Genomic DNA, 24,029 nt, shown 5'->3' with positions numbered 1-24,029 from the left:
GTGGGCATCGTCAGCGGCCTCCTCCTGCTGCCCCTCGCCCCGGTGCGCGGCACGGCGTGGATCGCCGACCACCTCCTCCAGGAGGCCCGGCGGCAGGCCCACGATCCGCGCGCCGTCCAGGCACGCCTGGCCGCACTCAACCGGGCCCTGGACGAAGGCGCCCTCGACGAGGCGGCCTTCGAGCGGGAGGAAGAGCGTCTGCTCACCCTCCTCGAACGCCCCTCCCGGCCCTCCGGCCGCACGACCACCATGGAACCAGCGCAGAGAAGGCACGTATGAGCGACAACAAGGCGGCCATGGCGGCGGCCGTGGCGGGCGGATATCTCCTGGGCCGTACGAGGAAGGCCAGACTGGCCTTCGCGGTCGGCTCCTACCTCGTGGGCCGGCGCGTCGGCCTGCCCCCCGGCCGAGTGCTGTCCCAGGGCCTGGCCGGCCTCCAGCAGACCACGCAGCTCCAGGAGCTGACGGACCAGGTGCGCGGCGAACTGCTGACCGCCGGACGCGCGGCCGTCACCGCCGCGGCGAACCGCGGGCTCACCGGCCTCGCGGACACCCTGCGCGACCGTACCGACGCGCTCACGGGAACGGGCCGACTCGCCGACGAGGCGGCGGACCGGTACGACACGTACGAGCCCGGCTACGACCACGGTCACGGCGACGGCAACACTCCGGACGAGGACCCCTACTTCGACGACGAGAACCGGGAGGAGGACCGAGAGCCCGCTCCGGCCCCCGCCCCGGCTCCCACACCGCCCCGGCGTACGACGAAGAAGACCTCGGGTTCCGGCGGCAGGCGCGGAGGTGTGCGCCGATGACTCCCACCCGGCAGGGGAACGACGCCCCCTCCCCCCTCGGCGACCTCAGGGAAGCGCTCGGCGGCTACCTCTCCGCCACGGCGCACAGCCTCGTGGGCAAGGCGGGGGAACGGATCGGCGGGCTGACCGAACGGCTGACGGAGTCCGCCGACGACCGCGGCTCCGAAGGCGGCGAAGACGGCGAAGGCGGAGGAAGCAGAGGGGGACGAGGCGGCGGAGGAGGACGCGGAGGCGGAGGCGCGCGGGGCGGGACGGGCGGCGGCAGTGTCAAGGCGACGCACATCATGGAGACGGTCGACATCGGCGTCCCCCTGCGCACCGTCTACGACCAGTGGACACGGCTCCAGGACTTCAGCGACTTCACCAAGGGCGTCCGCAGCGTCAGCGCCAACGACGAGGTGACGTCGGACTGGAACGTCAAGGTCGGTCCGTCGAGCCGCGGTTGGAAGGCGACCGTCCAGGAGCAGGTGCCCGACGAACGGATCGTCTGGACGTCCGAGGGCGCCAAGGGCAGTACCAGCGGCGCGGTCACCTTCCACGAGCTGGCGCCCCGGCTGACCCGGGTGGTCCTGGTCGTCGAGTACTACCCGGCGGGCTTCTTCGAGAAGACCGGCAACCTCTGGCGTGCCCAGGGACGCCGACTGCGCCTCGACCTCAAGCACTTCGCGCGGCACGTGACCCTGATGGGTGACGAGGAAGTGGAGGGCTGGCGCGGCGAGATCCGCGACGGCGAGGTCGTCAGGAGCCACGAGGAGGCGCTGGAGGACGAGAACGCCGACGACGCCGACGACGAGTACGAGGACGAGGACGACTACGAGGAGGGCGGGGAGGACGACGAGGAGAGCGGCGAGTACGAGGACGAGGAAGGTGAGTACGACGACGCGGACGAGGACCATGAGGACGAGTACGAGGACGATGAACGTGCCCGCCCGCATCGCTGACGCACCGGGGAGTACGCGGTGACCGACGTCGACCACCGGTACGCGAGCCTGGACACACAGCCCTACGGGCCTCCCAGCGGCAGCCTCGCCGACCTGCTCGAACGCGTCCTCGACAAGGGCATCGTCATCGCCGGGGACATCAAGATCGACCTGTTGGACATCGAACTGCTCACCATCCGGCTGCGGTTGTTCATCGCCTCGGTGGACACCGCGAAGAAGGCGGGCATCGACTGGTGGGAGACCGACCCGGCACTGTCGTCCCGGGCCGCGCGGGACGCGCTCGCCGAGGAGAACGCGCGGTTGCGGGCCCGGCTCGACGCCCTGGAGGCAGCCGGCGAGGAGACGACGGGAGCCGCCCGGTGAGCGCGAGCACGGCCGGGTCGGCGGACCCCGGCATCGTCTGCGCCTTCGCCGTCACCCGCACCCCGCCGGACGTCGCCACGCTGGCCGCGGTGACCGGTCACGAGGAGGGCGGTCCGCTGCGCGTGCTGCGGGCGGGCGGCCTGTGTCTGGTGGTCCAGGACGTCCCCGCGGCGCTGTTCGGCGAGGAGGCGCTGGCGGAGCGGCTGAACCGCCCCGACGACCTGGAGCGCTGCGCCCGTGCCCATCACCGGGGCGTGGAGGCCGCGGCCGGGCAGGGGCCCGTCGTGCCGCTGCCGATGGCGACCCTGTACCACGGCGACCGGAGCGCGGAGCAGGCCGTCGTCTCCCGGGAGGCGGTGCTGGACGCGTTGCTCGACCGTCTCCGGGGCCGCACGGAATGGGCGGTGAAGGTGCACGCCACCGAGCGCGCGAAGGACGCCGCCGCGGATGCCGGCGCATCCGCCGATGCCGGTGCCGGTGCCGGTGCCGGTGCCGCCGCCGGGCGCGCCTACCTCAGTCGGGCCAGCGCGCGGCGGCGTGACCGGCAGGACGCGAACGCGAAGGCGGTGGCAGAGGCCGACGCCGTCGACGCGGAGTTGCGGCGGTACGCCGTCGCCGCGACACGGCACCGCCCGCAGAGCGAACGGCTGACGGGCCGGCGCGCCCCTCAACTGCTCAATGCCGCCTACCTGGTGGAGGACGCGGAGCGCACCGCCTTCACCCGCGCCCTGGCCCGGCTCACCGCCGCCGGCCACCGCCCGGCCGTGGAGGTCAGCGCCTCCGGCCCGTGGATCCCGTACTCCTTCGCCCGCTGGGACGAGGATCCGGACGCCACGGGGCCGGCCCGCACGGAACCCGGCCGCCCCGCACCGGACCGCGCGGAACCCGGCCGCCCCGCGCCGGACCACACAGAGCCGTGCCCCCCGCGGCCCGGCCGCGCGGAACAGCCCCTCACGAGGCAGGAGGTCCGCGCATGACCGTCCCGGACACCCGTGCGCCGGGCCCGGCCCCCGTGCCCTGGGGCGGTCCGGAGCCGTACGCGCCGGTCGGGGTGCCCCTGGTCGACCTCCTGGACCGGGTGCTGGCGACCGGTGTCGTCGTCAGCGGGGACCTGGTCCTGGCGATCGCCGACGTGCCGCTGGTGCGGATCTCCCTGCACGCCCTGCTGTCGTCGGTGAACGAGCGGGTGCCCGCCCCCTGGCCGGACAGCGGGCCGCTGTGACCGCGCCCCGGGCGCACGCCCTCGATCTGGATCCCGAGCGGGTCACCAACGACCTGGCCGCCCTGGTCCTCACCGTCGTGGAGCTGCTGCGCCAGCTCATGGAACGCCAGGCCGTACGCCGCTTCGACGAGGGCACGCTGAGCACGGAGCAGGAGGACCGGCTCGGCACGGCGCTCATGCTGCTCGACGAGCGCATGGACGACCTGTGCGCACAGCACGGCCTGAGCCGCGCCGACCTGAACCTCGACCTGGGTCCGCTGGGACCGCTCCTCGCGGACCCGGAACCGTAGAGGCCGCCGGGCGGAAGGCGGGGCGCACACCCGGGACGAGCGATCGCTATGATGGCGGCGAATCGCTCAAACGAACATTCTCGGGTGGGGAGACCTGATGCGGGAGCCGGTCGATCTCAGGCGCCAGCGGATTCTGGCGGCGGTCCAGGCGCGCGGTACCGCGCGGGTGCGCGATCTCGCCGACGAGTTGCAGGTCTCCGTGGTGACGGTGCGCCGTGACGTGGAGGAACTGACGCGCGAGGGCCGGCTGCGGCGCGGCCACGGCGTCGTGCGGTCCCCCCTGCACGCCGAGGAGGCGCCCGCCGAGGAAGCGCCCGCCGACGCGGCGGCCGGGGACCGGGTGGCCGTGGTGGTCCCCGTGCGGCACTCGTACCTCAACGAGGCCCTGCACGGTGCCCGTACGGTCCTGGAGGAGGCCGGGGTGCGCATGGCCCTGCACCTGGCGCCGCAGGCTCCCGGTACCGAGCGCCCACTGGTGGAACGGGCCCTGGCGGACGGGGCGCACGGGCTGCTCATCGCCCCCCGCTGGCGCGGCCGGGCCGAGGAGGAGGCCGACCACGAGTGGCTCGCCGCGCTCGGGGTGCCGACGGTGCTGATGGAGCGCCGCCCGTGGCGCGGCAGCGCGCTGCACGCCCTGGACTCGGTGTGCTCGGACCACTGGTACGGCGCGCGGCTGGCCGTGGAGCACCTGGTGGGGCTCGGTCACCGGCGCGTCGTGTTCGCGACGCGTCACGACAGCCCCACCGCGCGCTCGCTGCGGGCCGCCTTCGCCGAGATCGCCGAGGCGCATCCGCTGGTGGAGCGGTGGGCGTGGACGCTCGTCGCGCCGGAGGCAGGAGGCGACGGACCGTACTCGGCGGACGAGACGGCCGAGTTGCCGGCGTTGATGCGCAAGGTGGGCGCGACGGCCATGGTGCTGCACGGCGACGTGGACGCGCTGATGATCGTCCAGCGGCTGGCGCAGGACGCGGTGCGCGTGCCGGAGGACTGCTCGGTCGTGGCGTACGACGATGTCGTCGCGGGGCTCGGCTCACCGCCGCTGACGGCCGTGTCGCCGCCGAAGACCGAGGTCGGCCGCACGGCCGCGGAGCTGCTGCTCCAACGGCTGCGCGAGGCGCCCGGGAGCCGGCCGGGGCGGCGCGTGGAGCTGCTGCCCCGTCTGATGGTGCGGGGATCGACGGACCGTGTGAACGTGGACGAGTGATCTACTGATCGTTTGAACGTTTTATTTTCTTCTGATCGATCTATTGACCGTTTGAGTCAGGGCGATCAGTATTCCCGTGTCCCGAACAGTCGGGTCCGCACCACGCGGACCCGCAGGAGCCGCGGGAGGCGCCATGCCCGGACGACCCAGCCGTCGGTCCGTGCTCGCCGCGATGGCCGCCGTACCCCTGACAGGAGCCGTGAGCGCCTGCAGCGGGGGGAACGGCGCATCGTCGGCCCGCACGGGCACCACCACACGCATCACGTTCTGGTCCGCCCTGCGCGGCAGCCAGGAGGTGGTCGACGCGTTCAACCGCACGCACCGCACCGTCCAGGTGGAGTTCCAGCAGATCCCCTCCGGCGGGCAGGGCGGCTACGCCAAGCTCAGCAACGCCGCGCGGGCCGGCAACGCGCCCGACGTCGCCACGCTCGAATACCCGCAGGTCCCGGGGTTCGCCATCGACGGCGTCGCCCGCGACGTCACCGACCTGCTGAGTGACGGTCTGCGCCGCAGACTGCTGCCGCAGGCGCTCGGCCTGACCACCTTCGAGCGCCGGGTGTTCGCCGTCCCGCTGGACGTCGAGCCCATGGTGATGCACTACCGCGCCGACCTGTTCGACCACCACGGCCTCGAACCCGCGCGCACCTGGGACGAGTTCGCCGAGCAGGCCGCGACCGTGCGCCGCGAGGCGCCCGACCGGCGGCTGGTGCTGTTCCCGACCGACGGGATGACGCAGTTCGCCGCGTACGCCTGGCAGGCGGGCGCCCGGTGGTTCGACACCTCGGGCGGCGCCTGGAACGTCTCCCTCGCCGACGCGCCCTCCCGGCGGGTCGCGGACTACTGGCAGGGGCTCATCGACCGGGACGACGTCTTCGTGAACGCCGTCGAGAGCAGGCAGTCCGACGCGCAGATCGGCAACGGCCTGGTCCTCACCCGGCTGAGCGGCGCCTGGGACGCCGGCGCGCAGATGAACGCGCGGCCCGGGCAGAAGGGGCAGTGGCGGATCGCGCCGCTGCCGCAGTGGGACACCGGCGGTCCGTCCGCCGGCACGCACGGCGGCTCCACGTTCGCCGTCACCGAGGACAGCCGTCATCCCGAGGCCGCGATGGAGTTCATCGAGTGGCAGGTCTCCCACCCGGACGCCCTGCGCGCCCGTCTCTCCAGCGGCACCAGCAGTCAGTACCCCGCCGTCCCCGGCCTGGTCTCCGTGGGCCGCGACGCCTTCGACCGGTCGTACTACGGCGGGCAGGACATCTACACCCTGTTCGAGCAGGAGGCCGAGCGGATCGGCGGACAGTGGCTGTGGGGTCCGCGGATGAGCGCCACTCAGAAGGTCATGCAGGACTCCTTCGCCCGGGTCGGCGCCGGCCAGGGCTCGCTCGTCGAGTCGCTGCGCACCGCGCAGGAGGGCACCATGCCCGACCTCAAGGCCCTCGGCCTGTCCACCACCCAGCACAGCACCTGAGCCGACGAAAGGCAGGTGACACCCCCATGACCACGACCACCCAGCCACGGGTGCCGGCCGGCGCCTCCCGCGCCACCGCCCCGGCGCCCTCCCCGTCCGGGCTGCGCGCCCGCAGAGCCGCCAAACGCCGGCAACTGACCGCCGCCGGCGTCCTGATGACCCCGTTCTTCGCCCTGCTGGTCACCGTCTTCCTGATCCCCGTCGGCACGGCCGTCTACCTCAGCTTCTTCAGCGACGACCAGCCCGGCCTCGGCTTCGGCCCCGAACGCACGATCTTCGTCGGGCTCCGCTCCTACGCGGCGGTGCTCACCGACCCGACCTTCCTCGGCGGACTCGGCACGGTCGCGCTGTACTGCCTGATCTACATTCCGCTGATGGTCGTCGGCGCTCTCGCCCTCGCCCTGCTGCTGGACTCCGGCGTGGTCCGGCTGCGCGCCTTCGCCCAGCTCGCGCTGTTCCTGCCGCACGCGGTGCCCGGCATCATCGCGGCGCTGATCTGGCTGTACCTGTACACGCCCGGCATCAGCCCGGTCATCGAACTGTTCGCGCAGGGCGACATCACGATCGACTTCCTGGGCGTGCACACGGTCGTCCCGTCCATCGTGAACATCGCCGTGTGGAGCAACCTCGGCTACAACATGGTGGTCTTCTACGCCGCACTGCAGGCCGTGCCCCGCGAGGTGATCGAGGCGTCCGTCGTCGACGGCGCCGGGCCGGTGCGCACGGCGCTCCAGGTGAAGACGCCGCTGGTGCGCGCCTCGATCGTCATGGTCGCCATCTTCACCCTGATCTGGGCGCTCCAGCTCTTCACGGAGCCGATGCTGCTCAACCAGTCCTCCCCCATGGTCAGCTCCCGCTTCTCGCCGAGCATGTACATCTACGACGCGGCCTTCACCCGCAACAACTACAGCCTCGCGGCGGCGGCCTCGGTGGTCCTGCTGGTGTGCACCATCGCCCTGTCCTACGGCGTCACCCGCTTCACCAGCCGCGCCGACTCCGAGGAGGCCCGATGAGCGCCACCGACAGTTCCCTGCTGCGCCCGAAGCTGCTGGGCCGCGCTACGGTCAACGCGGTCGTCGCGATCTCCGTCCTCTACACACTGCTCCCCGTGCTGTGGCTGGTGCTCGCCGCCACGAAGACCCGGGACGCGCTGTTCAGCAGCGACCTGCTGTCCCTGGGCGACTTCTCGTTCGGACAGAACCTCACGGACCTGTTCGCCATGGACGGCGGGCTGTACGGCCGCTGGTACGTCAACAGCCTGCTGTACGCGGTGCTGGGCGCCGCGGTCGGCGCGCTGGTCAGCGTCGCCTGCGGCTACGCCTTCGACAAGTACCGCTTCCGGCACAAGGAGAAGCTGTTCGGCCTGGTCCTCGCCGCGGTCATGGTGCCGCAGACGGTCCTCGCGCTGCCGCTGTACCTGATGGCCTCCGAGGCCGGCCTGGTCAACACCTTCTGGGCGGTGTTCATCCCGGTGCTGTTCAACCCGTTCGGCGTCTACCTCGGCCGCATCTTCGCGCGGGGCTACGTGCCCGACGAGGTGCTGGAGGCGGCGCGCGTGGACGGGGCGGGCGAGCTGACCACGTACGTCCGGGTGGCGCTCAGGATGCTCGGCCCCGGCCTGATCACCGTCTTCCTCTTCCAGCTGACCGCGATCTGGAACAACTTCTTCCTGCCCATGGTGATGCTGTCCGACCAGGACCTGTATCCCGTCAGTCTCGGCCTGTACCAGTGGAACAGCGCGGCGTCCGTCTCGCCGGAGTACTACCCCGTGGTGATCATGGGTTCACTGCTCGCCGTACTGCCGCTGATCCTCGCCTTCGTCCTGCTCCAGCGCTTCTGGCGGAGCGGGCTGACCGCCGGAGCCGTCAAGTGACACCGCACGCCCCCCACCGTGGCCCCCGGCCCCGTGCCGCCGTGGCCATGTCCCCGGACGCCGCCTCGGCCGTCCTCGACCCGCAGTCGCTCGGCGCGTTCCGCCGGGTCTGCGACCTCGCTCCGCTCCCGGTGCTGGACGACCTGTCCACGCCGCGGGCCAGGTCCGTGCTGGCCGACGTCGACCTGCTGATCACCGGCTGGGGCTGTCCGCCGCTGGACGCGGACGTGCTGCGGGCGGCGCCCCGGCTGCGGGCCGTGGTGCACACGGCGGGCAGTGTGCGCGGCCATGTCACCGACGCCTGCTGGGCGCGGGGCGTCGAGGTCTCCTCGGCCGCCGCGGCCAACGCGCTGCCGGTGGCCGAGTACACGCTCGGCATGATCCTGCTCACCGGCAAACGGGTGCTGGAGCGGGCCCACGACTTCCGGGTGTCCCGGACGCGCGGCAACTGGCTGCACACCTCGCGCGGCATCGGCAACTACCGCCGCACGGTGGGCGTCCTGTCGGCGTCGCTGATCGGCCGCCGGGTCGTCGAGCTGCTGCGGCCGCACGACATCGACGTGCTGCTGCACGACCCGTACGTGAGCGACGCGGAGGCCGTCGAACTCGGCGTCGAACGCGTGGAGCTGCCGGAGCTGTTCAGCCGCAGCGACACCGTCAGCGTGCACACCCCTCTGCTGCCCACGACGCGCGGACTGGTGAGCCGCGCCCTGATCGACGCCATGCCGGCGGACGCCGTGCTGATCAACACCTCCCGCGGGGCGGTCGTCGAGCAGGAGGCGCTCACCGACGCGGTCCGGGCGGGCCGGATCCGGGCGGTCCTGGACGTCACCGACCCCGAGGCGCTGCCGCCGGACCATCCGCTGTGGGACTGCGAGAACGCGCTGATCACCCCGCACCTCGCCGGCTCCGAGGGCAACGAGTGGCGCCGCCTGGCCGACCACGCCCTCGCCGAGACGACCCGCTGGGCGTCCGGTGCCGGCTTCCTCCACCCCGTACGACGCGAAAGGCTGGCGTTCCTGGCATGAGCATCCCGTTCGAACTGCCCCCCGAGGACCGTACGTCGAGCCCGTACACCGGCTACACCCGGGACCACTGGGAAGCCGTGGCGGACGGACTCCTGTGGGCCGCGTGGCGCTGGGGCACCCCGGGCTGCGCCCTGCTCGACCTGCCGGGTCGCCCCTCGCGGTCGGGCGTGCGCTCCGACGGGCTGGAGGGGTTCGCCCGGACCTTCCTCGCGGCGGCCTTCCGCGTCGCCGGCGCGGACGGCGCGGATCCGCACGGCTGGCTGGACCGCTACGCGCGCGGCCTGGCCTCGGGCACCCTTTCCCCGGGCCGCGACGACACCGAGTCCTGGCCGCTGATCCTCGACCACGACGTGCAGGGCCAGCCCATGGTGGAGTCGGCGTCGGTCGCGCTCGGGCTGCGGCTGACCGCGCCCTGGCTGTGGAAGCACCTGGACCCGGGGGTGCAGGACCGGGTGGAGGAGTGGCTGCGCGGGGCGCTCAGGCACGTGCCGGCGCCGAACAACTGGTACCTGTTCCCCTACACGGTCGCCGGGTTCCTGGAGTCGGTCGGCCGCGGCGACGAGGCGACGGCCGCGGCCCGGGAGCGGGCGCTGGAACTGATGGAGGGCTGGTACCGGGGCGAGGGCTGGTACGCCGACGGCGACGGACGCGCCTTCGACCACTACAACGGCTGGGCGCTGCACCTGTACCCGGTGCTCGACGCCCACCTCGGCGGCGACACCGGGCAGGCCACCCGGTACGGCGACCGGCTGCGCGCGCACCTCGAAGGTTTCGCGCTGATGTTCGGCGCGGACGGGGCGCCGCTGCACTACGGCCGTTCGCTGTCGTACCGGTTCGCCGCCAGTGCCGCCGTGGGACTGGGCGCGCTCACCGGGCACACGCCGCTGACGCCGGGCGCCTCGCGGCGGGTGGCGAGCGGCAGTCTGCGCTACTTCATGGAACGCGGCGCGCTGACCGACGACGGGCTGCTGAGCCTGGGCTGGCACGGCCCGCACGAGGCCACCCTCCAGCCCTACTCCGGTCCCGCCTCCCCCTACTGGGCGTCGAAGGCGTTCGTGTCGCTCCTCGCCCCCGCCGGCCATCCGCTGTGGACGGCGACGGAGGAGGCGGCGCCGGTGGAGGAGGCCGACCGGGTGCTGGCGCTGGCCGCGCCCGGGCTGCTGGTGCAGGCGACGCGCGGCGACGGGATCGTACGGCTGCACAACCACGGCAGCGACCATGTCCGCCCGCACGAGGGCGAGTCGGCCGCTCAGGACGACCCGCACTACGGGCGGCAGGCCTACTCCACCCGGACCGGTCCCACGGCGTCCGTGAACGTCGCCGACAACCACCTGTCGGTGGAGGTCGGCGGCCGCCCCAGTGTGCGGCGTCGCGTCCACCCGCTCGGCGCGGGGCAGGGCGACGGGTGGGGCTGGGCGGCGTCCTGGCACCGGCCCGCCTTCGCCGGCGGGCCCCCCATGGTGCCGGGGCTGCGGGTGGAGAGCGTGACGGTGGCGCGGGGGCCGTACGAACTGCGGGTGCACCGGGTGGTCGGGGCGCCGGCCGGCGCACGTCTCACGCACACCGGGTGGGCCGTCGGCCCCGACGACCCCCTGGTCTCGGCGCTGCACGGACTGCACGGCTGGCTCCCCGGGCCGGAGACGGTCCGCGCCCCGCAGGGCACCGCCTACACACCGTGGGCCGAGCTGCCCCGGCTGTCCGGCGACGCGGGCGGCACCTCCCTGCACGTCTGCCTGGCCGCGCTCACCGGTGAGCCGGGCCCCGGCCCGCTCGCGGAGGCGGTCACGGAGGTCGTGGCGGGCGACGCCGGCGTCGAGGTGGAGTGGGCGGACGGCGGGGGACGCACCCGGGTCTCGTTCGAACCGGTGGGGGTGATGCATACGGCCACGAACCCCGTCGTCTGAACCGACCTCCCCCCGCTCCACCGCACCCATGCTTTGAGTCCCGATCGCCGGGTACGCGACCACGGCAGCCCCGTACCCGTGTGCGACCGATCCCGCACTGGTCCCCGGCGTACTCGACCCCGGGGCAGCGACACGGATCCTGTCCGTGGTCCGATCCCGGGAGGCCGGTTCCCTCACGACCTGGCCATGTGGGTACGGCCAGAGGCAGCGGGGAGGCCCCGAACCATCACTCCGGTGGAGCGGGGGCCCCGCACACTGGCGCCCTACCCGGCGTCCCAGATCGCACGATCACGGTAACCCGAACGGCCCAAACCAGCGCGAGCCCGGAAGCCAACCACCACACGATCGAGTGAGACTGAACTCATGGACGCAGCGCAACGAGCATCTGACAACCCCCTCAAGCGGGTAGCCCACAAGGTCACCGAGAGCCTGCAGGGCGACGGTGGCGGACCGGCGGACGGGATTCCCGGCAAGCCCGGTCCCGAGACGCCCCCCGTCGCCGAACCCACCGAGCCCCGCGAGCCGCTGCCGCCGAAGCCGGACCAGAGCGGCCCGGACACCGTGTCGCCGACCGGTCAGCCCACGGGTGCCGACCAGGCACGGGTGGCGCAGTCCGGCAGCTACCTGACGAACGCTCAGGGCACACGGATGTCCGACACCGACCACTCGCTGAAGGCGGGGCCGCGCGGGCCCGTCCTGCTGCAGGACCACCATCTGCGCGAGAAGGTCATGCACTTCGACCACGAGCGGATCCCGGAGCGTGTGGTGCACGCCCGGGGCGCGGGTGCGCACGGGGTGTTCCAGAGCTACGGCACGGCGGCCTCCGTGACCAAGGCGGGGTTCCTCGCCGCGGACGTGGAGACGCCGGTGTTCACGCGGTTCTCCACGGTGGTCGGCTCGCGGGGGTCGTCGGACACGGTGCGCGACACCCGTGGTTTCGCGACGAAGTTCTACACCAGTGAGGGCGTCTTCGACCTGGTCGGCAACAACATCCCGGTCTTCTTCATCCAGGACGCCATCAAGTTCCCGGACGTCGTGCACGCCGCGAAGCCGCACCCGGACCGGGAGATCCCGCAGGCGCAGAGCGCGCACGACACCTTCTGGGACTTCGTCTCGCTGCACACCGAGGCGACCCACCACACCATCTTCTTCATGGGCGACCGCGGCATCCCACGCAGCTACCGGATGATGGAGGGCTTCGGCGTCCACACCTTCCGGCTGGTGAACGCCGAGGGCGCCACCACGCTGGTGAAGTTCCACTGGAAGCCCAAGCTGGGCGTGCACTCCCTGGTGTGGGACGAGGCCCAGATGATCAACGGCATCGACCCGGACTTCCACCGCCGGGACCTCGCCGACGCGATCGAGGCGGGGGCGTACCCGCAGTGGGAGCTGGGCATCCAGACCTTCCCCGACAACCCGGAGCAGACCTTCGAGGGCATCGACCTGCTGGACCCGACCAACATCGTGCCCGAGGAGCTCGCCCCGGTGCAGCCGGTGGGACTGCTGACCCTCAACCGCAACCCGTCGAACTTCTTCGCCGAGACCGAGCAGATCGCCTTCCACGTCGGCCACCTCGTACCCGGCATCGACATCACCGACGACCCGCTGCTCGCGGGGCGGCTGTTCTCGTACCTGGACACGCAGATCACCCGTCTCGGCGGTCCCAACTTCCCGCAGCTGCCCATCAACCGCCCCCAGGCCCCGGTCAACGACATGCTGCGCGACGGCATGCACCAGACCGCCGTGCACCGGGGGGTGGCGCCCTACCGGCCCAACTCCCTGGACGGCGGCTGCCCGTTCATGGCCGGGGCGGCCGACGGCGCGTACGTCGAGGCGCCGGTACGGGTCCCGGAGTCGAGGAAGGTGCGCGAAGCGCCGGAGTCGTTCGCGGACCACTTCAGCCAGCCGCGGCGGTTCTGGCTGAGCATGAGCCCGGTGGAGCGCGAGCACATCATCGGCGCCTACACCTTCGAGCTGGGCAAGTGCTACGAACAGCCCGTCAGGGAACGGACGCTTCAGGTCCTGGCCAACATCGACCCCGAGCTGTGCGCGGGCGTCGCCGAGGGCCTCGGTCTGCCCGCCCCGCAGCCGACCGTGCCCCTGGCCGACGTGGAGCCCAGCCCGGCGCTGTCCCAGGTCGGCGGTACCTGGCCCCTCGACGGCCGGGTCATCGGTATCGTCACCGGCGGGGCGGACCTGGAGGGCGTGAGGGCCGTACGGGAGGCGGTGCTGAACGCCGGGATGGTGCCGCTGGTCGTGGCGCCGACCGGCGGCACCATCGGCTCGGGCGACGCGGCGCTGACCGTCCAGCGCAGCTACGTCACCGCGCGGTCCGTCGAGTTCGACGCCGTCCTGGTGGCGGGGACGCCCGACATGGGCGGCGACGCCTACACCCCGCGGGACTACAAGGCCACCCCGCCGCCCGCGCGGCCGGGGACGATCGACCCCCGGGTGAGCCTCATGGTGTCGGAGGCGTACCGGCACGGCAAGGCGATCGGTGTCTGGGCGGGCGGCGAGGCCGCGCTCGACGCGTCGGGCGTGCCCACCGACGCCGCCGGTGTGGTCGTCGCGGCGTCCGGCACGGCGGCTCTGGAACAGCTCACGGAGCTGATGGGCGCCCACCGGGTGTGGGAACGCTTCACCACTCCCCGGGGCTGACCCGCGACTCCCCGGGGCACATCCGCCCGCCCGCCGGGCCGGCCGCCGTCTTCGGCGGCCGGCCCGGCGGCGTGTTCAGCACAGGACCTTCAGCGCCCCGGGGAGCACTCTCGCCGTGACCGGGACGACGGCCTCGACCTCGCCGTCGGCGCCGTAGGGTATGGCCCGGTCGGCCTCGATGCGGACCTCCCGCCCCCGCAGGACGCGCACCTGGGGCCTGCGGACGTGGGCGCCCGAGCCGAGCTCGTTCATGAGGGCGAAGAACAGCCGCCGGGGCGCGTCGTGGATCATCACCACCTCCAGCAGGCCGTCGTCCACCCGGGCGGCGGGCGCGATGAGGCGGTTGGAGCCGTAGTAGCCGGAGTTGGCGGCCACGGCGGTGTAGCCGGTGAACGCGTGCTCCTCGCCGTCGACGGTGACCCGGTAGCGCGTCGCCCGCCAGGTGGTGATCGCGCGCAGGGCGCCGGCGTAGTAGGAGGCGGTACCGCGCAGCAGGCGCGCGTTGTTGGCGTGGTGGTTGGCGAGCGCGTCGACCCCGGCGTAGACGCTGCCGAGGACGACGGTGCGGTCGTGGACCGCCGAGGTGACCTCGATGGTGTCCACGGGGCGGGGTCCGCCCCGCAGCAGCACCTCGGCGAGGGCGGCGGGCTCGGTGGGCAGGGCCAGGGCGCGGGCGAAGTCGTTGCCGCGGCCGGCCGGGACGAGGCCGAGCAGGGCGCCGGTGCCGCTGAGTGCGCCGCCGATCCCGCCGGCCATGCCGTCGCCGCCGACGGCGAGCACCACCCGGTCCCGCTGCCCGGCCCGCCGGGCGATGTCCCGGGCGTGCGCGAGGCTGCCGCTGTACTCGGTCTCCAGCTCGGCCCCCGCCTCCCGCAGCAGCCGGGCCACCCCGAGCAGCGCGGCGGCCGAGGTGGCGCCGCCCGCGGTGGGGTTGACGACGGCGGTGAACTGTCGCATCGATGTGCCTCCGGGCTGACGGGTGGTGCCGGTGGTGCCGGACTGTTGTCTCACGGGGCCGGAGCGTGCTGGGCCGGGGGGTCAGTCCGCGGGCAGCAGGACGCCCGGGCTGAGCAGTCCGGCGGGGTCCAGGGTGCGCTTGACCGCGCGCAGTGCCTCGACGCCGAGGGGACCCGCCTCCCGGACGTACCAGTCGCGGTGGTCGGTGCCGACGCCGTGGTGGTGGGTGATGGTGCCGCCCGCTGCGAGGATCGCCTCGTTGGCGGCGTGCTTGGCCCGGGTCCAGTGCGCCACGGCGTCGTCGCCCTGGGCACAGACGACGGTGAAGTACAGGCAGGCGCCGTTCTCGTAGACGTGCGAGATGTGGCACATGACCAGCGGCGGGGTGCCGGCCTCGGTGAGGGTGCCGGTGAGCGCGTCGCGGACGGCGGCGTACAGGGCGGGGACGCGGGACCAGTAGGTCGCCGTCTCCAGGGTCTCGGCGAGCGCTCCCGCGTCGAGCAGGGAGTCGCGCAGGTACGGCGCGGAGTAACGGCCGTGGGCCCAGCGCTCCCCCGGTTCCTCGCCGGCGAAGGTGCCGCCGCTCGCGCGCAGTACGGCGGCGGCGCCCTCGCGGTGGTGGGCGGTGTCCTCCTCGGTGCCCTCGAAGCCGACGACCGCCAGGCATCCGGCGTCCTGCCGGTCGGGGGAGGCGCCGATGGCGTCGGGCTGGGCGAGGCCGATCAGCGTCTCCGTCTCGTCGGAGAGCCGCAGCACCGCGGGGCGCGGGCCGTCCTGGGCGAGGCGGCGCAGGGCCGCGGCGCCCTCGTCGAAGGAGGCGAAGCGCCAGCCCTCGTAGCGGCGGACCTCCGGGGCGGGCCTCACCCGCACGGTGACGGAGGTGATGACGCCGAAGGCGCCCTCGGAGCCGAGCACGAGCTGGCGCAGGTCGGGGCCGGCCGCCGAGCGCGGGGCCCGGCCGGTGTCGAGGGTGCCCGTCGGGGTGGCGAGGGTGAGGCCGAGGACCATCTCGTCGAAGCGGCCGTAGCCGGCGGAGGCCTGTCCGCTGGAGCGGGTCGCGGCGAAGCCTCCGATGGTGGCCCACTCGTAGGACTGGGGGAAGTGGCCGAGGGTGTAGCCGTGTCCGGCGAGGAGCGCCTCGGCCTCGGGGGCGCGCAGGCCCGGTTGGAGCGTGGCCGTGCGGGAGACGTCGTCGAGGTCGAGCAGGCGGTTCATGCGGCGCAGGTCGAGGGCGACGAAGGTGCCGCCGCGCCCGGGGGCGAGGCCGCCGACGACGGAGGTGCCGCCGCCGAACGGGACGAGGGCCACGCCGTGTCCGGCGCAGGCCTCCAGTACGGCCAGCACCTCGTCGTGGCCCTCCGGGAGGACGACGGCGGCCGGGATGCCGGTGGTGTCGCCGGCCCGCATCCGCAGCAGGTCGGGGGTGGACTTGCCGCGGGTGTGGCGGACGCGGGTCTCCGCGTCCGTACGCACGCCGTCCGCGCGGCCGCCGACGGCGGCCTCCAGCGCGCGGCGGGCGGCGTCGTCCAGCGGTGTCCCGGGGACGTCGATCTCCTCCAGCGGGACGTGGGCGGCGTCGCGGGGCTGGACGCCGAGCAGTTCGCGCAGCAGCCCGGTCACCGTGTCGGGAAGCGCGGTCGCGCGGGCCGGGTCGCCCCAGCCGTTCCACAGCATGTCCATCGCCTGTCGTCCTCGCGGTCGGTTCGGGTGATGCCGTCGGGAAGCCGTCGACGCCGCCCGGACGGCGTCGGGACGGCGTCGGGACGCGGTTTCGCACGGCCCCACTGGCGTTACACTGTTACACATGACGCCTAACCGTCACAACAACTCGGGCCGACAGAACTCCTCGGACAACGACACGGTGCTGGACGCCGTACGCGACTGCGTCATGGCGGTCGGGGTCCGCCGTACGACGATGACCGACGTCGCCCGCCGCGCCGGCGTCTCCCGGATGACGCTGTACCGGCGCCACCCGGACGTGCGGACCCTGGTCGGCGACCTGATGACCCGGGAGTGGATCGCGGTGGCCGCCGGGGCCATTCCCGGGCCCCGGCCGGGCGTGGGCACCCGCCCGCGCATCGTCGAGGGACTCGTGACCGGGGTCGAGGCGTTCCGCGCCCACCCCCTCTTCCGCAAGATCGTCGACGTCGACCCCGAGCTGCTCCTGCCCTATGTCCTCGACCGGCGCGGGGCGAGCCAGGAGGCCCTGCTGGGGCTGTTGGCCGACGCCCTCGCCGAGGGCCACGCCGACGGGTCGGTGCGCGCGGCCCACACCGGGCGGCAGGCACGCTCCGTGCTGCTGATCGTCCAGTCCTTCGCCCTGTCGCTGCGGACCATGACCGACGAGGACGAGGACGACCTGACCTCCACTGCCTTCCTCGCGGAGCTGCGCACCATCCTGGAGAGGACCCTCACGCCATGAGCCCCACCAGTACCCCCGCCGCCGGGGCCTCCCTGTCCGCCGCGCGGCGCTCGCGCGAGCTGACCGACGCCGTCGGCGGTCCCGTCGTGGACGTCCTGGTCGTCGGTCTCGGCGCGACCGGCGCCGGCGCCGCCCTGGACGCCGCGGCCCGCGGTCTGAGCGTCGTCGCCGTGGACGCCCACGACCTGGCCTTCGGCACCTCCCGCTGGAGCTCCAAGCTCATCCACGGCGGCCTGCGCTACCTCGCCTCCGGCCGGCTCGACGTCGCCCACGAGAGCGCCGTGGAGCGCGGTGTGCTGATGGAGCGCACCGCGCCCCACCTGGTGCGCGCCCAGCCGTTCGTGCTGCCGCTGACGCCCATGGTCTCCCGTGGCCAGTCCGCGCTGGCCTGGGCCGGTTTCCGGGCCGGCGACACCTTGCGGCTGGCGGCACGCACGGCCCGGGCCACGCTGCCCGCGCCCCGCCGGCTGTCCGCCGTCGAGACCCGCCACCTCGCGCCGGCGCTGCGCTCCGACCGGCTGCGCGGCGGGCTGCTGTCCTGGGACGGGCGGCTCACCGACGACGCCCGGCTGGTGACCGCGCTGGCCCGGACCGCCGCCGCGCGCGGCGCCCGGATCCTGACGCGGGTGAGGGCCCTGGAGCTGACCTCGTCCGGCGCCCGGATACGCGACGAGCTCACCGGGGAGGAGGGCGTGATCCGTGCCCGCGCGGTGATCAACGCCTCCGGTGTGTGGGCCGGTGACCTGGTCGACGGCATCCGGGTACGGCCCTCCCGCGGCACCCATCTGGTCCTGCGCTCCGACCGGCTCGGCCCGCTGCCCGCGGGACTGCACGTGCCGATCCCCGGCGAGACCAACCGCTTCGTGCTCGTCCTGCCCCAGGGCGACGGCCGCGTGTACGTCGGCCTGACCGACGAGCCCGTCGACGGGGGCGTCCCGGACGTGCCCGAGGCCCCCGAGACCGACGTCGGCTTCCTGCTCGACGTGCTCGGTTCCGTGCTGGACGTCCCCGTCCGCCGCACGGATGTGGTGGGCACCTTCGCGGGCCTGCGCCCTCTGCTGGACACCACCCGCGCCGACCGGTCCGGCAGCGGGTCCCGCACGGCGGACGTCTCACGCAGGCACGCCGTGCTGACCTCGTCCCAGGGCGTGATCACCGTGGTCGGCGGCAAGCTCACCACGTACCGGCGCATGGCCGAGGACGCCGTGGACACCGCCGTCGCCGCCCGCCGCCTCGGCGCCGGACCGTCGCCCACCGCCGCGCTGCCGCTGGTCGGCGCCGCCGCACCGCACGCCCTGGCCACGCTGCGGGCACCGCGCCGCCTGGTGCTGCGCCACGGCACCGAGGCGCCCGCCGTCCAGGCCCTCGCCGACCGGGATCCCCGGCTCGGCGAACGCGTCCTGCCGCACCACCCCGTCACCGGGGCCGAGCTGCTCTGGGCGCTGCGCCACGAAGGCGCCCTCGACGAGGCCGACCTCCTGGACCGCCGCACCCGCGTCGGACTGGTGCCCGAGGACCGGGCGGCGGCGCTGGAGGCCGTACGCGCTCTCGTCGGCGAGGCCGCGGCCCGGCGGAGCTGACAGCCGGCCCGGTCCGGTTCTTCAGCCCCGCCGGGGACAGGTCAGGCGCCCTGCCCGCCGTCCTGGACGGCCTTGCGAACCTTCGCCTCCAACTTGTGCCGGGACTGACCTCCCTCCTTGACGTACTCCGTCATCGCGGTCTGCGCGTCCCGGTCCAGGTCGCGCCAGGCCCGTACGGCGGTCTCGTAGGTGTGCGACTGCCGCGGGGTCCACTGATGCTGCGTGGGAGGCCCGTACGAGTCCCGCAGCTGCTGGACCCGGTGCTGTGCCAGGTCCGCCGCGCGACGCTTGTGCACGAGCTCTTCGAATGTGTGAGCCACCACATCTCGACCGTAGTCAGAGGAGCGCCGTCGCGCGCGTCGAGCCCCGCTCGGCCGGTCCGGGCGGGCCCGGTCCGCACAAGTGGCCCACACGGACCCCGCGGAGCCTTAGCATCAAGCCACCAGTGACGGCCGGGCATATGCGAGAAGCGAGGCGAGCGTGGCGGACATCGAGGGAGCGGCGGTACCGGAGCGGCTGCTGATCACCCGTACCACCACGGGCGACGGCGTCGGCATCGTCATTCTCGCGGGGGAAGTCGATCTCGACGGCACCAGTCAGCTCCACGACGTCCTGCTGTCCTGCGTGCAGACGGCACCGGGCACGGTGGTCGACTTCGGCGAGGTGGCCTTCCTGGACTCCAGCGGCATAAACGTGCTGATCTCCGCCCACCGGGCAGCCGAGTCCCGCGGCGTCTGGCTCCGGCTCGCCGCGCCGCAGCACGCCGTCGAACGCGTGCTGCAACTCGTGGGTGTGGACGCCCTCATCGCCTGCTATCCGACCGTCGAGCAGGCCCTGACCGGCTGAGGAGGGTCAGCGCAGCGGGAGGCGCGCGTACACCGTCTTTCCCGTCGCCCGGGGCTTGGTGATGACCTCGTCGCACAGCCGTGTCACGATCTCCAGACCGTGCCGGCCGACCCGCAGCGGGTCGCGGGGCAGGAAGGTGGGGAAGCCGTCGCCCGTGTCCGACACCGCGATCTCGACGCCGTCGTCCAGCAGGGTCAGCTCCAGGCGGCAGGGGCCGGGCGCGTGGCGGAGCGCGTTCGTCACCAGCTCGCTGGCGACCAGGCGAGCGGCGTCCAGGAAGCTGTCGGCCAGGTCCACGCCCCGCTCGCCGAGTCGCGCGACGAAGCCGTGCACGACGTCCCGGGAGGCCGGGATCATCGCCGATCCGCCCCTGAACTCCACCACCGTGGACACGACCGAGGCGTCCGCGGCATCGGGTCTGTGCGCCGGAGTCATACAGAGCCTCACCGTCCGGTCCGGGGCCGAGTAGCCGAGTGGGGGGAAGCGCCGGCCCCCGGTCCTTCACGATACGCATCACGGCGGCTTTCACGATCTCTTTGCCCCAACTTCCGCCGGACGCGCCGTTTTTCGGACAGGCGCGGGCCGAGTGCGCCGGAAACGGCACCGTCCCGGTCGGTGACGGGCACGGCCGGGGCTCGCGACGAGGCGCGCCGGGCCGCCCCGGACGTGCGTGGGGCCCGGGGCGGCCGGTGCGCGGGACGCATCAGGAGGCGGTGCAGCCTCCGACGGCGGGGGCGGTGCCGCTGCCGTTCCTCGTCACGGTGAACCCGAAGCCGGTCGACGCCCCGGCGGCCGGGGAGCCGTTCCAACCGGGGCCGGTCACACTCGCCGTGCGGCCCGCGCCCGGGCGCCTGCCGCCGCTCCCGGGCCACCCGGACGGACGCACCGAGGAACCCGTACTGCCCGGCCCGGCACCGGCATCGACGACGGGATCACCGCCCCGCGGTCCCTGAGGACGGCCGCGTGCCGGTCCGGCGGGCCCCTCCGGCACCGGGGGTGCCCCTCGCCTCCTGGGGCCCGGCAGTGTAGACATGGGCACATGGTCCGACTGATGGGTCGATCGGGAGAGCGGTCACCCCGTCGTCCCAGCGGCCCGCTCGCCCGGCACCTGCGAGAAGCGGACCGGCCACGGCGGGGGACGGACGCGGGAGGGCGGCGGCGCGCCGCGGTGCTGCGCTCCGCCCTGTCCGGGCGCAGTGTCGCCGGCCAGGTCTTCGCCATGAACGTGGTCATCGTGCTGCTGCTCGTGGTGGCCGCGGCGGTCGCGCTGGTGCTCCAGGTACGGCGCGACAGCACGGTCGAGGCCCGCAACCGGTCCGTCTCCGTGGCCGCGACGTTCGCCAACTCCCCCGGCATCCGCGAGGCGCTGCGCGCCCCCGACCCCACGGCGGTGCTCCAGCCCCGGGCCGCGGCGGTGCGCCGGGCGACCGGCGTGGACTTCGTCGTCGTCATGAACACCGACGGCGTCCGCTACACCCACCCCAAGCCCGACCGCATCGGCAAGGAGTTCGTGGGGACCATCGCCCCCGCGCTGGCCGGGGAGACGGTGACCGAGGAGGTCGAGGGGACCATCGGCCCGCTGGTCCAGGCCGTCGTGCCCGTCGAGGCGCCCGACGGCAGGGTCGTGGGGCTGGTCTCGGCCGGGATCACGACGGAGAACGTGGGCGGCGCCGCCGAACGGCAGCTGCCGCTGGTACTGATCGTGGCGGGTGTCGGGCTGGTCCTGGCGACGGCGGGTACGGCGCTCGTCAGCCGGCGGCTGATGCGGCAGACACACGGTCTGGGACCGCGCGAGATGACCCGGATGTACGAACACCACGACGCGGTCCTGCACAGCGTCCGGGAGGGCGTGCTGATCGTCGGCGGCCAGGGCACGCTGCTGCTCGCCAACGACGAGGCGCAGCGCCTGCTCGCCCTGCCCGCCGACGCCGAGGGGCGGCACGTCACCGACCTCGGGCTCCCGGCCGACACGGCGGAGCTGCTGGCCTCCCAAGAGGTGGCCACGGACGAGGTGCACCTGGTCAAGGACCGCCTGCTGGCGGTCAACCAGCGGCCGACCGACGTGCGCGGCGGCCCGGCCGGCAGTGTCGCCACACTCCGTGACTCCACGGAGCTGCGGGCCCTGTCCGGGCGGGCCGAGACCGCCCGGGAACGCCTGGACATCCTGTACGCCGCCGGCGTGGGCATCGGCACCAGCCTGGACGTCGCCCGTACCGCCGAGGAACTGGCGGAGCTGGCCGTGCCCCGGTTCGCGGACTACGTCAGCGTGGACCTGTTCGACACCGTGCTGGCCGGCGGCCAGCCGGGAGGCGTGACCCCGCTGCGCCGCGCCGCGCTCAGCGGCATCCGCGAGGAGGTCCCGCTCTACCCGGTGGGCCGGCAGATCCGCTTCGTCGACTCCTCCCCGCAGGGCCGGTCCCTGAACACCGGCCGGCCCGTCCTGGAACCCCACCTCGGCGAGGCCCACGGCTGGCAGGCTCAGGACCCCGAACGCTCCACGCAGGTGGTGGAGTACGGCGTCCACTCACTGATCACCGCGCCGCTGCGGGCGGGCACCCTGGTGCTCGGCGTGGTGAGCTTCTGGCGTTCCGACAAGCCCGGGCCGTTCGACGAGGACGAACTCGCCCTCGCCGAGGAACTCGTCGCGCGCGCCGCGGTCTCCATCGACAACGCGCGCCGCTACACGCGCGAACACAGCATGGCGGTGACCCTCCAGCGGAGTCTGCTGCCCCGCAGGATGCCCGAGCAGAACGCCCTGGACGTCGCCTACCGGTACCTGCCCGCGCAGGCGGGAGTGGGCGGCGACTGGTTCGACGTACTGCCGCTGTCGGGGGCCCGGGTGGCGCTCGTGGTCGGCGACGTCGTCGGCCACGGGCTGTACGCCGCCGCCACCATGGGACGGCTGCGGACGGCGGTGCACAACTTCACCTCCCTCGACCTGCCGCCCGACGAGCTGCTCGGCCTGCTGGACGAGCTGGTCGGCCGCATCGACCAGGACGAGGCGGCGGACGACGGCAGCGCACCGGTCACCGGCGCGACCTGCCTCTACGCGATCTACGACCCGGTCTCCCGCACCTGCGTGGTCGCCCGGGCGGGGCATCCGCCGCCGGCGCTGATCCGGCCCGACGGCGTCGTGGAGTTCCCCGAGGTGCCCGCCGGTCCACCGCTGGGCCTGGGCGGCCTCCCCTTCGAGACGACCGAACTGCGCCTGGCGGAGGGCAGCCGGCTGGTGCTGTACACCGACGGGCTCGTCGAGGACCGGGAGCACGACATCGACGTCGGGCTGGAACTCCTGCGCCGGGCGCTGGAGACGGCCGGCGAGTCGCCCGAGGAGACCTGCCGGGCCGTGCTGGACGCCCGGCTCCCGGACCGGCCGGGCGACGACATCGCGCTGCTCGTCGCCCGCACCCGCGCGCTCGGTCCCGACCGGGTCGCCGAGTGGCAGGTGCCGAACGACCCGGCGGCGGTCGGCGAGGTGCGCTCCCAGGTCACCCGGCGGCTGACCGAGTGGGGGCTGGACGAGCTGGCGTTCACGACGGAACTGATCCTCAGCGAGCTGGTCACCAACGCGATCCGGTACGGCGGCGAGACCGTCCATGTCCGGGTGCTGTGCGACCGCAGCCTGATCTGCGAGGTCTTCGACAGCAGCAGCACCTCGCCCCACCTGCGCTACGCGGCCATGACGGACGAGGGCGGACGCGGACTGTTCCTCGTCGCGCAGCTCGCCGAGCGCTGGGGCACCCGCTACACGCCGGCCGGCAAGGTCATCTGGGCGGAGCAGCCGGTGCCCTGACCGGCCCGGGCGTCACCTCGGCCCCCACGTCCCGGGAGCGGCCCCACCGGCATCGGGCCCCACGCCCGGCAGCGGCTCCACCGGCACAGGAGCGGGCCGCGGAACCGGCCGTACGCCGGGTTCCGCGGCCCGTGTGCCGCCGCGTGGGGTTCCGGTGTCAGTGCCGGAACGTGTCCTTGCCCTTCTCCTTGGCCTGCCGGGCGTCGCCCTTGGACTGCTCGGCGCGGCCCTCGGCGGTCATCCTCTCGTTGCCGACGGCCCGGCCGGCCGCTTCCTTGGCCTTCCCCTTGGCCTGTTCCATCTTGGCCTTGGACTTCTGGTTGCCGGCCACAGTGGCTCACCTCTCGGCGTTGGCTTCGGTGTACTGCCTCTGCGGGTCGCCCGGCGCGGCGGGGTCAAACCCCTGGACGAGGGCCGGGGTGAGCGGGCGGCAGCGGGGTAGGTGGTCGGTCAAGGCAGATCCGTCGTCGACTCGGAGGAACGTCATGGCCGGAGTACTGGACCGGATCAAGCGGTTCGCCCGCAGCCCGCAGGGCCGCCGGGCGACGGAGCAGGTGCGCCGGGCCGCATCGGACCCCCGTCGCCGCGCGCAGGCCCAGGAGATGCTGCGGAAGTTCGGCAAGCGCCGCTGAGCACGCGGGGCGGGGCACGCCTCGCCGGAGGACCCT

At 73.8% G+C, this 24,029-nt stretch carries 25 protein-coding genes; 20 read left to right on the top strand and 5 right to left on the bottom strand.

The window, feature by feature from the left end; genetic code table 11:
- The 14 genes from ACH4NX_RS02165 to ACH4NX_RS02100 all read left to right on the top strand — a co-directional run bounded on the left by ACH4NX_RS02165 (window position 1) and on the right by ACH4NX_RS02100 (window position 13,763).
- On the top strand, window positions 1–279 hold the full coding sequence (locus ACH4NX_RS02165; RefSeq protein WP_351400734.1) for a gas vesicle protein GvpG: 279 nt from the start codon (window positions 1–3) through the stop codon (window positions 277–279).
- Entirely contained in the window at window positions 276–815 is a 540-nt protein-coding gene (locus ACH4NX_RS02160) for a hypothetical protein (RefSeq protein WP_398127368.1), read from the top strand. The genes ACH4NX_RS02165 and ACH4NX_RS02160 overlap by 4 nt, the downstream gene beginning before the upstream one ends.
- Complete coding sequence (locus ACH4NX_RS02155) at window positions 812–1,756, top strand: SRPBCC family protein (RefSeq protein ID WP_398127367.1); 945 nt, start codon at window positions 812–814, stop codon at window positions 1,754–1,756. The genes ACH4NX_RS02160 and ACH4NX_RS02155 overlap by 4 nt, the downstream gene beginning before the upstream one ends.
- An 18-nt stretch (window positions 1,757–1,774) precedes the next feature.
- Window positions 1,775–2,119: a gas vesicle protein gene (locus ACH4NX_RS02150; protein ID WP_351400731.1), complete on the top strand. Its 345-nt coding sequence runs from the start codon at window positions 1,775–1,777 to the stop codon at window positions 2,117–2,119.
- Complete coding sequence (locus ACH4NX_RS02145; RefSeq protein WP_398127366.1) at window positions 2,116–3,096, top strand: GvpL/GvpF family gas vesicle protein; 981 nt, start codon at window positions 2,116–2,118, stop codon at window positions 3,094–3,096. Before ACH4NX_RS02150 ends, ACH4NX_RS02145 begins: the two co-directional genes overlap by 4 nt.
- The gene (locus ACH4NX_RS02140; RefSeq protein ID WP_351400729.1) at window positions 3,093–3,341 is read left to right on the top strand and encodes a gas vesicle protein; all 249 of its coding nucleotides are present in this window, start codon (window positions 3,093–3,095) and stop codon (window positions 3,339–3,341) included. Before ACH4NX_RS02145 ends, ACH4NX_RS02140 begins: the two co-directional genes overlap by 4 nt.
- Window positions 3,338–3,631 carry a gas vesicle protein K gene (locus ACH4NX_RS02135; protein ID WP_279561129.1) on the top strand — a complete coding sequence of 98 codons (294 nt, stop codon included), beginning with the start codon at window positions 3,338–3,340 and terminating at the stop codon, window positions 3,629–3,631. The genes ACH4NX_RS02140 and ACH4NX_RS02135 overlap by 4 nt, the downstream gene beginning before the upstream one ends.
- Window positions 3,632–3,728: 97 nt before the next feature.
- Window positions 3,729–4,835 carry a substrate-binding domain-containing protein gene (locus ACH4NX_RS02130; RefSeq protein ID WP_351400728.1) on the top strand — a complete coding sequence of 369 codons (1,107 nt, stop codon included), beginning with the start codon at window positions 3,729–3,731 and terminating at the stop codon, window positions 4,833–4,835.
- A 133-nt stretch (window positions 4,836–4,968) separates the two neighbouring features.
- Window positions 4,969–6,300: an ABC transporter substrate-binding protein gene (locus ACH4NX_RS02125; RefSeq protein ID WP_398127365.1), complete on the top strand. Its 1,332-nt coding sequence runs from the start codon at window positions 4,969–4,971 to the stop codon at window positions 6,298–6,300.
- A 26-nt stretch (window positions 6,301–6,326) separates the two neighbouring features.
- Window positions 6,327–7,313 (top strand): carbohydrate ABC transporter permease, encoded by a 987-nt coding sequence (locus ACH4NX_RS02120; RefSeq protein WP_398127364.1) that lies wholly within the window; start codon window positions 6,327–6,329, stop codon window positions 7,311–7,313.
- Window positions 7,310–8,173 carry a carbohydrate ABC transporter permease gene (locus ACH4NX_RS02115; protein ID WP_351400725.1) on the top strand — a complete coding sequence of 288 codons (864 nt, stop codon included), beginning with the start codon at window positions 7,310–7,312 and terminating at the stop codon, window positions 8,171–8,173. The genes ACH4NX_RS02120 and ACH4NX_RS02115 overlap by 4 nt, the downstream gene beginning before the upstream one ends.
- 47 nt (window positions 8,174–8,220) lie before the next feature.
- Window positions 8,221–9,201: a hydroxyacid dehydrogenase gene (locus ACH4NX_RS02110; protein ID WP_398127501.1), complete on the top strand. Its 981-nt coding sequence runs from the start codon at window positions 8,221–8,223 to the stop codon at window positions 9,199–9,201.
- The gene (locus ACH4NX_RS02105) at window positions 9,198–11,105 is read left to right on the top strand and encodes a DUF2264 domain-containing protein (protein WP_351400724.1); all 1,908 of its coding nucleotides are present in this window, start codon (window positions 9,198–9,200) and stop codon (window positions 11,103–11,105) included. Before ACH4NX_RS02110 ends, ACH4NX_RS02105 begins: the two co-directional genes overlap by 4 nt.
- Before the next feature lie 363 nt (window positions 11,106–11,468).
- Window positions 11,469–13,763, top strand: coding sequence for a catalase (locus tag ACH4NX_RS02100; protein WP_351400723.1), 2,295 nt, complete (start codon window positions 11,469–11,471; stop codon window positions 13,761–13,763).
- 75 nt (window positions 13,764–13,838) lie between these two features.
- Here ACH4NX_RS02100 and ACH4NX_RS02095 read toward each other — a convergent pair whose 3' ends face one another.
- Both ACH4NX_RS02095 and ACH4NX_RS02090 read right to left on the bottom strand, forming a co-directional pair.
- Window positions 13,839–14,720 (bottom strand): YegS/Rv2252/BmrU family lipid kinase, encoded by an 882-nt coding sequence (locus tag ACH4NX_RS02095; protein WP_351400722.1) that lies wholly within the window; start codon window positions 14,718–14,720, stop codon window positions 13,839–13,841.
- Between the two features lie 81 nt (window positions 14,721–14,801).
- On the bottom strand, window positions 14,802–16,400 hold the full coding sequence (locus ACH4NX_RS02090; protein WP_398127363.1) for an FAD-binding oxidoreductase: 1,599 nt from the start codon (window positions 16,398–16,400) through the stop codon (window positions 14,802–14,804).
- Window positions 16,401–16,524: 124 nt separating this feature from the next.
- Between ACH4NX_RS02090 and ACH4NX_RS02085 the strand changes: the two genes are divergently transcribed.
- Entirely contained in the window at window positions 16,525–17,142 is a 618-nt protein-coding gene (locus tag ACH4NX_RS02085) for a TetR/AcrR family transcriptional regulator (RefSeq protein ID WP_398127362.1), read from the top strand.
- Complete coding sequence (locus ACH4NX_RS02080) at window positions 17,139–18,722, top strand: glycerol-3-phosphate dehydrogenase/oxidase (protein WP_398127361.1); 1,584 nt, start codon at window positions 17,139–17,141, stop codon at window positions 18,720–18,722. The genes ACH4NX_RS02085 and ACH4NX_RS02080 overlap by 4 nt, the downstream gene beginning before the upstream one ends.
- 41 nt (window positions 18,723–18,763) lie before the next feature.
- Here the strand turns inward: ACH4NX_RS02080 and ACH4NX_RS02075 are convergent, their stop codons facing one another.
- The gene (locus tag ACH4NX_RS02075) at window positions 18,764–19,042 is read right to left on the bottom strand and encodes a hypothetical protein (RefSeq protein WP_398127500.1); all 279 of its coding nucleotides are present in this window, start codon (window positions 19,040–19,042) and stop codon (window positions 18,764–18,766) included.
- Window positions 19,043–19,202: 160 nt separating this feature from the next.
- Here ACH4NX_RS02075 and ACH4NX_RS02070 point away from each other — a divergent pair, with 160 nt between their 5' ends.
- Window positions 19,203–19,568 (top strand): STAS domain-containing protein, encoded by a 366-nt coding sequence (locus ACH4NX_RS02070; RefSeq protein ID WP_398127360.1) that lies wholly within the window; start codon window positions 19,203–19,205, stop codon window positions 19,566–19,568.
- A 6-nt stretch (window positions 19,569–19,574) separates the two neighbouring features.
- Here the strand turns inward: ACH4NX_RS02070 and ACH4NX_RS02065 are convergent, their stop codons facing one another.
- Window positions 19,575–20,003: an ATP-binding protein gene (locus ACH4NX_RS02065; protein WP_351400717.1), complete on the bottom strand. Its 429-nt coding sequence runs from the start codon at window positions 20,001–20,003 to the stop codon at window positions 19,575–19,577.
- A 278-nt stretch (window positions 20,004–20,281) separates the two neighbouring features.
- Here ACH4NX_RS02065 and ACH4NX_RS02060 point away from each other — a divergent pair, with 278 nt between their 5' ends.
- Both ACH4NX_RS02060 and ACH4NX_RS02055 read left to right on the top strand, forming a co-directional pair.
- On the top strand, window positions 20,282–20,521 hold the full coding sequence (locus ACH4NX_RS02060) for a hypothetical protein (RefSeq protein WP_351400716.1): 240 nt from the start codon (window positions 20,282–20,284) through the stop codon (window positions 20,519–20,521).
- A 98-nt stretch (window positions 20,522–20,619) separates the two neighbouring features.
- Entirely contained in the window at window positions 20,620–23,361 is a 2,742-nt protein-coding gene (locus tag ACH4NX_RS02055) for a SpoIIE family protein phosphatase (RefSeq protein WP_398127359.1), read from the top strand.
- 157 nt (window positions 23,362–23,518) lie between these two features.
- On the opposite strand, the gene ACH4NX_RS02050 is transcribed toward ACH4NX_RS02055, so the two are convergent.
- Window positions 23,519–23,692, bottom strand: coding sequence for a CsbD family protein (locus ACH4NX_RS02050; RefSeq protein ID WP_073728798.1), 174 nt, complete (start codon window positions 23,690–23,692; stop codon window positions 23,519–23,521).
- A gap of 154 nt (window positions 23,693–23,846) precedes the next feature.
- Here ACH4NX_RS02050 and ACH4NX_RS02045 point away from each other — a divergent pair, with 154 nt between their 5' ends.
- Complete coding sequence (locus tag ACH4NX_RS02045; RefSeq protein WP_279561145.1) at window positions 23,847–23,993, top strand: hypothetical protein; 147 nt, start codon at window positions 23,847–23,849, stop codon at window positions 23,991–23,993.
- Window positions 23,994–24,029 lie beyond the last annotated feature (36 nt).

It is taken from the genome of Streptomyces sp. NPDC017225 (genome assembly GCF_044331465.1).
Taxonomy (GTDB): Bacteria; Actinomycetota; Actinomycetes; order Streptomycetales; family Streptomycetaceae; genus Streptomyces.
This window is presented reverse-complemented; position numbering and strand designations above follow the sequence as displayed.